Annotated in this window: 10 protein-coding genes; 7 read left to right on the plus strand and 3 right to left on the minus strand. The window is 71.5% G+C overall.

Annotation, left to right across the window (positions count from 1 at the left end):
- Positions 1-6 precede the first annotated feature (6 nt).
- From tpiA to AC5P09_RS30645, 7 genes are all read left to right on the plus strand, one after another.
- Entirely contained in the window at positions 7-762 is a 756-nt protein-coding gene (gene tpiA, locus AC5P09_RS30615; RefSeq protein WP_493876993.1) for a triose-phosphate isomerase, read from the plus strand.
- 100 nt (positions 763-862) lie between these two features.
- Complete coding sequence (gene secG, locus AC5P09_RS30620; RefSeq protein WP_053753335.1) at positions 863-1,093, plus strand: preprotein translocase subunit SecG; 231 nt, start codon at positions 863-865, stop codon at positions 1,091-1,093.
- A 215-nt stretch (positions 1,094-1,308) separates the two neighbouring features.
- Positions 1,309-1,644: an RNA polymerase-binding protein RbpA gene (locus AC5P09_RS30625; RefSeq protein WP_078615979.1), complete on the plus strand. Its 336-nt coding sequence runs from the start codon at positions 1,309-1,311 to the stop codon at positions 1,642-1,644.
- 134 nt (positions 1,645-1,778) lie between these two features.
- A complete protein-coding gene (locus tag AC5P09_RS30630; RefSeq protein WP_493876986.1) occupies positions 1,779-3,047 on the plus strand; it encodes an MFS transporter in 1,269 nt (422 codons plus the stop codon).
- A 52-nt stretch (positions 3,048-3,099) separates the two neighbouring features.
- Positions 3,100-4,755 carry a glucose-6-phosphate isomerase gene (gene pgi / locus AC5P09_RS30635; RefSeq protein ID WP_493876987.1) on the plus strand — a complete coding sequence of 552 codons (1,656 nt, stop codon included), beginning with the start codon at positions 3,100-3,102 and terminating at the stop codon, positions 4,753-4,755.
- Positions 4,756-5,000: 245 nt separating this feature from the next.
- On the plus strand, positions 5,001-6,710 hold the full coding sequence (locus tag AC5P09_RS30640) for a LuxR C-terminal-related transcriptional regulator (protein WP_493876994.1): 1,710 nt from the start codon (positions 5,001-5,003) through the stop codon (positions 6,708-6,710).
- A gap of 170 nt (positions 6,711-6,880) precedes the next feature.
- Positions 6,881-8,269 carry an FAD-binding oxidoreductase gene (locus AC5P09_RS30645; RefSeq protein WP_493876988.1) on the plus strand — a complete coding sequence of 463 codons (1,389 nt, stop codon included), beginning with the start codon at positions 6,881-6,883 and terminating at the stop codon, positions 8,267-8,269.
- Between the two features lie 87 nt (positions 8,270-8,356).
- Here the strand turns inward: AC5P09_RS30645 and pgl are convergent, their stop codons facing one another.
- The 3 genes from pgl to AC5P09_RS30660 all read right to left on the minus strand — a co-directional run.
- Positions 8,357-9,139 carry a 6-phosphogluconolactonase gene (pgl, locus tag AC5P09_RS30650; protein ID WP_307673980.1) on the minus strand — a complete coding sequence of 261 codons (783 nt, stop codon included), beginning with the start codon at positions 9,137-9,139 and terminating at the stop codon, positions 8,357-8,359.
- Positions 9,136-10,254 carry a glucose-6-phosphate dehydrogenase assembly protein OpcA gene (opcA, locus tag AC5P09_RS30655; RefSeq protein WP_493876989.1) on the minus strand — a complete coding sequence of 373 codons (1,119 nt, stop codon included), beginning with the start codon at positions 10,252-10,254 and terminating at the stop codon, positions 9,136-9,138. Before opcA ends, pgl begins: the two co-directional genes overlap by 4 nt.
- Positions 10,251-11,051, minus strand: an 801-nt coding sequence (locus AC5P09_RS30660; protein WP_493876990.1) for a glucose-6-phosphate dehydrogenase, incomplete at its 5' end; no start/stop codon positions are given. The genes opcA and AC5P09_RS30660, both read right to left, overlap by 4 nt.

Below are 11,051 nucleotides of genomic sequence, written 5' to 3' on the forward strand. Positions count from 1 at the left end.
CCGCTGATGGCCGGCAACTGGAAGATGAACCTCAACCACCTCGAGGCCATCGCGCACGTCCAGAAGCTCGCCTTCGCCCTGGCCGACAAGGACTACGACGCCGTCGAGGTCGCCGTCCTGCCGCCCTTCACCGACCTGCGCTCCGTGCAGACCCTGGTCGACGGCGACAAGCTCAAGATCAAGTACGGCGCCCAGGACATCTCGGCGCACGACTCCGGTGCCTACACCGGTGAGATCTCCGGCTCGATGCTGGCCAAGCTGAAGTGCACGTACGTGGCGATCGGCCACTCCGAGCGCCGCCAGTACCACAACGAGACCGACGAGCTCGTGAACGCCAAGGTCAAGGCCGCCTACAAGCACGGCCTGACCCCGATCCTGTGCGTCGGCGAGGAGCTGGAGATCCGCGAGGCGGGCAACCACGTCACGCACACGCTCGCCCAGGTCGAGGGCGGCCTGAAGGACATCCCGGCCGAGCAGGCCGAGTCGATCGTGATCGCCTACGAGCCCGTCTGGGCCATCGGCACCGGCAAGGTCTGCGGCGCCGAGGACGCGCAGGAGGTCTGCGCGGCCATCCGCGGCAAGCTCGCCGAGCTGTACACGCAGGAGCTGGCCGACAAGGTCCGCATCCAGTACGGCGGCTCCGTGAAGTCCGGCAACGTCGCCGAGATCATGGCCCAGGCCGACATCGACGGTGCCCTGGTCGGCGGTGCCTCGCTGGACGCGGAGGAGTTCGTCAAGATCGCGCGCTTCCGCGACCAGTGAGTATGCGGTAGCAGCGGAACGTCGTACTCTTGCGGGGCACAGCGCTGTCGCTGTGCCCCGTCGTCCGTCCAGATCCGAGGAAGTTGGTCCAGCCGTGGTTATGGGGTTCTCGATCGCCCTGATCGTCTTCAGCCTGCTGATGATGCTGCTGGTGCTGATGCACAAGGGCAAGGGCGGCGGCCTCTCCGACATGTTCGGTGGCGGCATGCAGTCGTCCGTCGGTGGCTCCTCGGTCGCCGAGCGCAACCTCGACCGCATCACCGTGGTGGTCGGTCTGCTGTGGTTCGCGTGCATTGTCGTGCTCGGCCTGCTGATGAAGGCGAACAACTGATCAGCGTCGCACACGCAGCACGCCCGATCCGCACGTAAGGCCCCATGTTCGGTACGCGCACCTGAGCGCGGCCTATCATGGGGCTTGCGTCTGTGTGTATGGGAGCTGTAACTCGAATCACTGGACGCGCGTTGGGCCTTACGTAGACTGAGGCGCTCGCAGCGAAGCGAAACGCCGACTCGCTTTGCGGCACCATCACGCAGGGAGTTACGACCGTGGCAAGTGGCAACGCGATCCGAGGAAGCCGGGTCGGGGCGGGGCCGATGGGCGAGGCCGAGCGGGGCGAGTCCGCGCCCCGGCTGCGCATCTCCTTCTGGTGCTCCAACGGGCACGAAACGGTGCCCAGCTTCGCCAGCGACGCGCAGGTTCCCGAAACCTGGGACTGCCCGCGCTGCGGCTTTCCAGCAGGCCAGGACCGGGACAACCCGCCGGACCCACCGCGCACCGAGCCCTACAAGACGCACCTCGCCTATGTGCGGGAGCGGCGCAGCGACGCGGACGGCGAGGCGATCCTCGCCGAAGCGCTCGCCAAACTGCGGGGCGAGATCTAGGAGTTGAGAGACGGCCGGGCATCCGTGGATGCCCGGCCGGACTTGTTCGGCGCCCTGAGCGGGCTGTCGCGCCGAGGCCGATTGTCAGTGGTGCCCTCTACGGTTTGTGAACAGGCGAATCGTGAGGGGGGACGGTGGCGACGGCTGATGCGACGGGCGTGCGTGCGCCCGCGTGGCGTGGGGGATTCGGGCGGTTGTGGAGTGCCGCCGTGCTCTCCAGCTTCGGTGACGCACTGCGCGGCGCCGCGCTCCCCCTGCTCGCGGTGTCCCTGACCGACGAGCCGCTGCTCGTCGCGTCCGTGACCGCCTGCGGTTATCTGCCGTGGATCGTTTTCGGGCTGCTCGGCGGTGCCGTCGCCGACCGGGTGGACCAGCGGCGGGCCATGTGGATGGTGGATGCGGTACGAGGGCTGCTCGTCGCCTGCTTCGCGGTGGCCGTCGCGTTCGGACACGCCTCGATCGGCCTGCTGATCGCGCTGGCCTTCGCCCTGACCACCCTGCAGACCCTCTTCGACAACGCCGCCACGGCCCTGCTGCCCGCCCTGGTGGACCGCGAGGCGCTCGGCAGCGCCAACGCCCGCCTGATGACCGGCCAGCAGATCGCGGGCGGCCTGCTGGCCGCCCCCGTCGTGCCGCTGCTGCTGGTGGTCGGCGCCGCGCTGCCCTTCGCGGCCGACGCGGTGACCTTCCTGTTGGCGGCCGCCCTGGTCGCGTCGCTGCCGACCGCCGTGCCCGAGCGGACGCCGAGACCGACGGGCAGCACCCTGCGCCGCGAGATCGCCGAAGGGCTGCGCACCCTGCGGCGCGACCGGGCCCTGCGCGGGCTGTGCGCAGCGACGGCCCTCTGCAACATCGGCGTCGGTGCCCTCATCGCCGGTCTGGTCTTCCTGGTGACCGGCTGGCTGGGCGCCGGTACGGCGGGGTACGCGGCGGCCACGACCGCGTACGCGGTCGGCGGCCTGACCGGGGGAGCGGCGAGCGGCCGGATCGTCGCCCGCCTCGGGCGGGTGCGTGCGGTGCTGCTCGCCGGGACGGTGCAGACCGGCGCGCTCGTCGTCATGGGCTCGGTGCGCAGCACGGTCGCGCTGGCGGCCGCCATGGCCGTCTTCGGGTTCATGGGCATGGTGTGGAACGTCAACACGCGGACGCTGATGCAGGAGCGCAGCCCCGCCGAGCTGCTGGGCCGGGTCAGTTCGGCCTTCCGGACCCTGGCGGTCGCCGGTGCGCCCCTGGGCGCGCTGCTGGGCGGTGCCGTGGCCACCGCCTGGGGCCTGAACACTCCGGCCCTGCTGGCGGCCGGCTTCTTCATTCTGTCCGTCGCCTCGCTGATACCCGCGCTGAAGACGGACGTACCTGTAGTCGCGCCCGACGACGGCGCCACGACAGCTCACGCCCCACGCTGATCAACTAGGTTGGGACCGGCAGGGACAGGTAGGAAAGAGGCTGAAGTCCGACATGAACGCAGACGGCCGTACCAGGCTCAACCAGACGCCCGAGTGGACCGCTCTGGCCAAGCACCGCGAGGAGCTCGGCGAGGTGCAGCTGCGGGAGCTGTTCGCCGCTGACCCCGGGCGCGGCAGGGGGTACACGGTGCAGGTCGGTGACCTGCACATCGACTACTCCAAGCACCTCGTCACCGACGAGACCCTGCGGCTGCTGCGCGAGCTGGCCGCCGCGACCGACGTCTTCGGTCTAAGGGACGCCATGTTCCGCGGGGAGAAGATCAACACCACCGAGAACCGGGCCGTGCTGCACACCGCGTTGCGGGCGTCGCGCGACGCGGTGACCGAGGTCGACGGGGAGAACGTCGTGCCGGGGGTGCACGCCGTCCTCGACAGGATGGCCGACTTCGCGGAGCGGGTCCGCTCCGGCGCCTGGACCGGCCACACCGGCAGGCGCATCAGGAACGTGGTCAACGTCGGCATCGGCGGCTCCGACCTGGGCCCTGCGATGGCCTACGAGGCGCTGCGCGCATACACCGACCGCGACCTCACGGTCCGCTTCGTGTCGAACGTGGACGGCGCCGACCTGCACGAGGCCGTCCGCGACCTGGACGCGGCCGAGACGCTGTTCGTCATCGCCTCCAAGACGTTCACCACGATCGAGACGATCACGAACGCGACGTCGGCGCGCAACTGGCTGCTCACCGAGCTCAAGGCGGGTCAGGAGGCCGTCGCCCGGCACTTCGTGGCGCTGTCGACGAACGCCGAGAAGGTGTCGGAGTTCGGCATCGACACGGCGAACATGTTCGAGTTCTGGGACTGGGTCGGCGGCCGGTACTCCTTCGACTCGGCGATCGGCCTCGCGCTGATGACCGCCATCGGCCCCGACCGCTTCCGGGAGATGCTCGACGGCTTCCGACTCGTCGACGAGCACTTCCGCACCGCGCCCGCCGAGTCCAACGCGCCGTTGCTGCTGGGCCTGTTGGGCATCTGGTACGGCAACTTCCACGACGCCCAGTCGCACGCGGTGCTGCCCTACAGCCACTACCTGTCCAAGTTCACCGCCTACCTCCAGCAGCTGGACATGGAGTCCAACGGCAAGTCGGTGGACCGCGACGGGAAGCCCGTCGACTGGCAGACCGGACCGGTCGTATGGGGCACCCCGGGCACCAACGGGCAGCACGCCTACTACCAGTTGATCCACCAGGGCACGAAGTTGATCCCGGCGGACTTCATCGGCTTCGCCGAGCCGGTCGCCGGTCTCCTGCCCGGGCTGGTGGCGCAGCACGACCTGCTGATGGCCAACTTCTTCGCCCAGACGCAGGCGTTGGCGTTCGGCAAGACGCCCGACGAGGTGCGCGCGGAGGGCGTGCCCGAGGAACTGGTCCCGCACAAGACCTTCAAGGGCAACCACCCCACGACCACGATCCTCGCCCGAGAACTGACCCCGTCGGTCCTCGGCCAGCTCATCGCGCTCTACGAACACAAGGTGTTCGTCCAGGGAGCGGTGTGGAACATCGACTCCTTCGACCAGTGGGGCGTCGAACTCGGCAAGGTCCTCGCCAAGCGCCTGGAGCCGGCGCTCACCGAGGGCGCCGAGGTGCCCGGCCTGGACGCGTCCACGAAGGCTCTGGTGTCGACGTACCGGGAGCTGCGCGGCCGGCAGTGAGCGCGGGTAGGGGAGCGGACGGCGTACGGCTGTCCGCTTCCGTACCTCGTGGTGTTCGCGGGCGGAGCTCCGTCCGGTCGTCCTGCCTATCCTGGTAAGGGGTGATCCGGCTCACTGGGAGTGCGCGGAAGGAGCCGGCCGTGGCTGACCAGACCACCGGCACCGGGCAGCGGCTCGGCCGGACGACGGAGCAGACGTCGGAGCAGGCGGCGGACGGCAGCGCCGCGACGGCCGCCCCGGAGGTCCTGCGGCAGGCGCGCGAAGCCGTCGCCCGAGAGGCCTGGGCCGACGCGTACCGCCTCCTCGGCGGTATCGATCCCGCCCGCCTCGCCGCGGACGACTTCGCCGCCCTCGCCGACGCCGCCTGGTGGACGAGCCGCGTGGAGGAGTCGATCACCGCGCGGATGAGGGCGTACTCCGGCTATGCCGCTGCGGGCGCGGACCGGCAGGCCGGGTACTGCGCCTGGATGCTCTTCTACGAGCATCAGCTGGCGGGACGTACGGCGGTGGCGGCCGGCTGGCTGCGCCGGGCGCGGCAGCATCTCCAGGACCGGACCGAGTGCGCCGAACAGTGCTATCTCGCGTGGATGGAGGCGGAGGCCGCACAGGAGCGCGGTGCCTTCGACGAGGCCATGGCCTCGGCACGGCGTATGGCCGGGATCGCGCGCCGCTGCGCCAACCCGGACCTGTACGCCATGAGCGTCCAGGTGCAGGCGGGCATCCTGCTGGCTCAGGGCCGGGTCGCCGACGGGCTCGATCTGCTGGACGACGCCATGTGCTCGGCGATGGCGGGCGAGCTCAGCTCCTTCTTCACCGGGTGGATCTACTGCCTGGGCCTCCAGCGCTGCATGGCCTGCGCCGACCTCGAACGCGCCGCCGAATGGACCGACGCGGCCATGAGGTGGTGCGCGTCGATGCCGGCGGAGAACAACTTCCGTGGCCTGTGCCGGGTGCACCGCGTGGAGGTGCTGGAGCTGCGCGGCGCCTGGCCCCAGGCACTGACCGAGGCCACGCGGACCTGTGAGGAGCTGCTGCCCTACGAGGGCCGGATCGCCGCCGAGGCGTTCTACCTGGCCGGGGACATCCAGCGGCGGCGCGGCGACCTGGCCGCGGCCGAGGCGGCCTACGACCGGGCGCACGGACTCGGCCGCGACCCGCAGCCCGGCCTCGCCCTGCTGCGCCTGGCGCAGGGCAAGGCCGATGCCGCGGCCGCCGCGCTGCGGCTCGCCCTCGCGAGCGAGGCAGGCGAGGCAGGCGAAGCAGGTGAGGCCGCCTCTGCGGGTGAGCCCGGTGAGGCCGATCGTCCGGGGCCGGACGGCGGGAACAGCCGCCTCGGGCGCAGCCGGCTGCTCGCCGCCCAGGCGGAGGTCTCCCTCGCCCTCGGCCGGCTCGACCAGGCCCGGGCGGCGGCGGAGGAGTTGCAGGTCCTGGCCCGCGACTGGCAGCGGCGGTGCGGTTCGGAGACGACCGTGTTGCACGCCCTGGCGGCGTCGGCGGGCGGCGCCCTGGCGTTCGCCGCCCATGACGTCGACGGAGCGCTGCCTCTGTTGCGTCGCGCACTGGAGCTGTGGCTGGCCCTCGGGGTCCCCTACGAGGCGGCGCAGGTCCGGATGACCCTGGCCGCCGCGGACCGGAGCGCCGGTGACGGAGACGGCGCCCGGATGGAACTGCGGGCCGCGCGGGAGACCTTCACACGGCTGGGTGCCGCGCCGGACGCCCGCCGGGCCGCCGCGCTCCTGGACAGCGTGCGCCCGCACCGGCCCGGCGCGCTCACCGAGCGAGAGGTCCAGGTGCTGCGGCTGGTCGCCGCGGGCGGGACGAACCGGTCGATCGCCGCCGAACTGGTGATCAGCGAGCACACCGTCGCCCGCCACCTCAACAACATCTTCGCCAAGCTCGACGTGTCCTCACGGGCCGCGGCGACGGCGTACGCGTACACGCACGGTCTCGTGTGACACGGGCCGGGGATGCCACGGGCTGCGCTGTTCCGGGGCATGGGCCGTTCCGCCCACGCCCGTTCCGGCGAAATGGGCGGTTTCCGCGATGAGCGCCGCCCGGCCCCGCGCGTACACAGGTGGTGCAACCGTTCTCCGGCCCGACGGACAGCAGAAAGCAGGCGGCGGCCATGACCACCTACACCCCACTGGCCCTCGACGAGCAGCTGCTGGGGCGGCTGCGCGGAGCGGCACGCGGCGACCTCGTCCGGCCCGGCGACCCCGACTACGACGACGCCCGCAAGGTCTACAACGCCATGCACGACAAGCGGCCGGCGATCGTCGTCCGGGCCGTCGACGCGGGCGATGTCATCGCCACCGTCGACCTCGCCCGCGAGACGGGGCTGCCGCTCGCGGTGCGCGGCGGCAGCCACAGCGTCCCCGGCTACGGGACCTGCGACGGCGGGATCGTGCTCGACCTCGGACGGATGCGCGGGATCCGCGTCGACCCCGAGACCCGCACGGCGCGGGTCGAGGGCGGCTGCACCTGGGCCGACGTCAACCACGCCACGAACGCCTTCGGTCTGGCCACCACCGGCGGGATCGTCTCCACCACCGGAGTCGGCGGCCTGACGACCGGCGGCGGCATGGGCTACCTGGCCCGTCAGTGCGGCCTGGCCTGCGACAACCTCGTCTCGGTCGACCTGGTGACGGCCGACGGGTCCTTCCTGACCTGCACGGACGAGCACAACGCCGACCTGATGTGGGCGGTGCGCGGGGGCGGCGGGAACTTCGGAGTCGTCACGTCCTTCGTCTACCGGCTGCACCCCGTGGCCGACATCCTCGGCGGTCCGACGTTCTACCCGCTCGACGGTGATGTGATCCGCCGCTACCGGGACCTCGTCGCCGCATCCGAGGAACGACTCGGCGCCCTGCTCGTCGTAGGACTCGGCCCGCCGCTCCCGTTCCTCCCCGAGCGCTGGCACGGGCGGCCGGTCTGCGGAGTGGTCGCCTGCTGGACCGGGCCCGAGGACCAGGACGACCAGATCCGCGCCCGGCTCGGCGAACTCGGCCCGGTGCTGGGGCAGCACCTGGAGCGCATGCCCTACCCGGTGATCAACACGCTCTTCGACGAACTGGTCCCCGCCGGCCTCTTCCACTACTGGAAGGGCGCCTTCAGCCACGGTCTGCCGGACGGTGCCATCGACGCGTACGTCGCACACGGCGCCTCCACCCCGTCCATCCAGAGCGTGACGGTCGTCTTCCCCATCGACGGCGCCTGCCACCGGGTCGGACCGGAGGACACCGCCTTCTCCTACCGGGACGCCGACTTCTCGACCGCGCTCAGCCCCACCCTGACCACCCGCGAGGACTGCGAGGCCCAGAAGGACTGGGTGCGCGGCTTCTACGCGGCCCTCGAACCGCACTCCTCCGGGGGCGGCTACGTCAACTTCATGGACGGTGACGACCAGGACCGGGTCCGCGCCAACTATCGAGGCAACTACGCCCGGTTGACCGACATCAAGCGGCGCTACGACCCGGGAAACCTGTTCCGCCTCAATCACAACATCGCCCCGTGAGACATCAGGACAGCAGAAAGTCCGAGGACAGCGGAAAGCCCCAGGCCGGCCACCCGGCGCTGGGGTTTTCCGAAGAGCCGGCAGAGCTCAGGGGGACGCCGCCGGATACAGCGACCGGGGCAGCTGTGAGGCCGCCGCCGAGTCCAGCAGCCACAGGGTGCGCTGTCTGCCGTACGCGCCCGCCGCCGGGGCCTGGATCTCGCCCGCGCCCGACAGGGCGATCGCCGCGGCCTGTGCCTTGTCCTCGCCGGCTGCCAGGAGCCAGACCTCGCGGGCGGCGCGGATCGCGGGGAGGGTGAGGGTGATACGGGTCGGCGGCGGCTTCGGGGCGCCGTGGACGCCGACGACCGTGCGCTCGGTCTCCCGTACCGCGGGGAGTTCCGGGAACAGGGACGCCACATGGGTGTCCGGGCCGACGCCCAGCATCAGGACGTCGAAGGTCGGGGCGGCGCCATGGTTCTCGGGGCCCGCCGCCCGGGCCAGCTCCTCCGCGTAGGCGGCGGCAGCCGCGTCCGCGTCCGCGCCGTACGGACCGTCCGACGCGGGCATGGCGTGCACGCGCTTCGGGTCCAGGGGCACGGAGTCCAGCAGGGCCTCACGGGCCTGCGTGACATTGCGCTCCGGGTCGCCCTCGGGCAGGAACCGCTCGTCGCCCCACCACAGGTCCAGCCGGGCCCAGTCGACGGCGTCCCGGGCGGGCGCGGCGGCGAGCGCGGCCAGCAGGCCGTTGCCGTTGCGCCCGCCCGTCAGGACCACGGACGCCGAGCCCCGGGAGGCCTGCGCGTCCACGATCTTCGTGATCAGGCGGGCCGCGGCGGCCTGCGCCATCAGCTCCTTGTCGTGATGCACGACCAGCTGCGGAGTGATCACTTCGCCGCCGCCTTCTTCACCGGGGCCGGCGCCGCCGCTTCCTTCGCGGGTGCTTTCGCAGCCGTTTCGACGGGAGCAGGGACCGCAACCGCTTCTCCTTTGGCCACCGGTCCCTCGGCAGCGTCGGACTTCTCCGTGGCGTTCTCGGTGGCCTTCTCCGGGCCCGACACCTTGCCGCCCTTGCCGTGGGAGACGTTCAGACGGTCGACCCCGAACCGCAGCGCGGACGCGTACGTGTCGTCCGGGTCCAGCCGCCGCAGCTCCTCCCCGATCAGCTCGGCCGTCTCGCGCCGCTTGAGCGCCACCGCACGGTCCGGCTGGCCCTGGATGGAGAGGGTGGCGAGGGAACCGTCGGCGCGGTCCAGGACGATCGGGCCGCAGTCGGTGTTCATACGGACCGCCGTGAGGCCGGGGCCCGACGACAGCGACCGCTTCACCGGCACGTCCAGCCGGTCCGCGAGCCACATCGCCAGAAGCTCGCAGCTCGGGTTGAACTCCTCGCCCTCCACCTCGACGGCCTCGACCTCGCAGGTGACCTGGTCGAGGGCGGCGGCCAGCATCGAACGCCAGGGCGTGATGCGGGTCCAGGAGAGGTCGGTGTCGCCGGGCGTGTAGGCGTCGGCGCGGGCGCCGAGCTCCCGTACCGGCTGCTCGGAGGCGTAGGTGTCGGTGACCCGGCGCTGGGCCAGCGCGCCCAGCGGGTCGTTCGCCGGGTCCAGCGGCGCGTTCACCGGCCACCAGACCACCACCGGGGCGTCCGGCAGCAGCAGCGGCAGGACGACCGACTGGGCGTGGTTCACGACCTCGCCGTACAGCCGCAGGACGACCGTCTCGCCGGTGCCCGCCTCCACGCCCACCCGCACCTCGGCGTCGAGGCGGGACTGCGTACGGTCTCGGGGCGAACGCGAGACGCGCTTGATGACCACGAGCGTGCGCGAGGGGTGCTCGTGCGAGGCGTCGTTGGCGGCCTTCAGGGCGTCGTACGCGTTCTCCTCGTCCGTGACGATGACCAGGGTGAGCACCATGCCGACGGCCGGTGTGCCGATGGCCCGGCGGCCCTGCACCAGCGCCTTGTTGATCTTGCTGGCCGTGGTGTCCGTGAGGTCTATCTTCATGGCCGGCGCCAGCTCCGTCCGTCTCGCTCGAGCATGTCGTCCGCCTCACCGGGGCCCCAGGTGCCGGCCTGGTACTGGGCGGGCTTGCCGTGCCGGTCCCAGTACTCCTCGATCGGGTCGAGGATCTTCCAGGACAGCTCGACCTCCTCCGTGCGCGGGAAGAGGTTCGAGTCGCCGAGCAGCACGTCGAGGATGAGCCGCTCGTACGCCTCCGGGCTGGACTCCGTGAACGACTCGCCGTACGCGAAGTCCATGGACACGTCCCGGATCTCCATCGAGGTGCCCGGCACCTTGGAGCCGAAGCGGACCGTGACGCCCTCGTCGGGCTGGACGCGGATGACGATCGCGTTCTTGCCGAGCTCCTCCGTCGCCGTGTGGTCGAAGGGGGAGTGCGGGGCCCGCTGGAAGACCACCGCGATCTCGGTGACGCGGCGGCCGAGGCGCTTGCCGGTGCGCAGGTAGAAGGGGACGCCCGCCCAGCGGCGGTTGTCGACCTCCAGCTTGATGGCCGCGTAGGTGTCGGTCTTCGACTGGGCGTTGATGCCGTCTTCCTGGAGGTAGCCGATGACCTTCTCGCCGCCCTGCCAGCCGGCCGCGTACTGTCCGCGGACGGTGTCCCGGCCCAGGTCCTTCGGCAGCCTCACCGCGCCGAGCACCTTGGTCTTCTCCGCGGCCAGCGCGTCCGCGTCGAAGGAGGCGGGCTCCTCCATGGCGGTGAGGGCCATCAGCTGCAGGAGGTGGTTCTGGATGACGTCACGGGCGGCGCCGATGCCGTCGTAGTAGCCGGCCCGGCCGCC

This window comes from Streptomyces sp. a15 (assembly GCF_059026085.1).

Bases quoted from the DNA above. Each gene is read 5' to 3' on its own strand.
- secG (WP_053753335.1), top strand. From the start codon at position 863: ATGGGGTTCTCGATCGCCCTGATCGTCTTCAGCCTGCTGATGATGCTG.
- AC5P09_RS30645 (WP_493876988.1), top strand. From the start codon at position 6,881: ATGACCACCTACACCCCACTGGCCCTCGACGAGCAGCTGCTGGGGCGG.
- opcA (WP_493876989.1), bottom strand. From the start codon at position 10,254: ATGAAGATAGACCTCACGGACACCACGGCCAGCAAGATCAACAAGGCG.
- tpiA (WP_493876993.1), top strand. From the start codon at position 7: ATGGCCGGCAACTGGAAGATGAACCTCAACCACCTCGAGGCCATCGCG.
- pgi (WP_493876987.1), top strand. From the start codon at position 3,100: ATGAACGCAGACGGCCGTACCAGGCTCAACCAGACGCCCGAGTGGACC.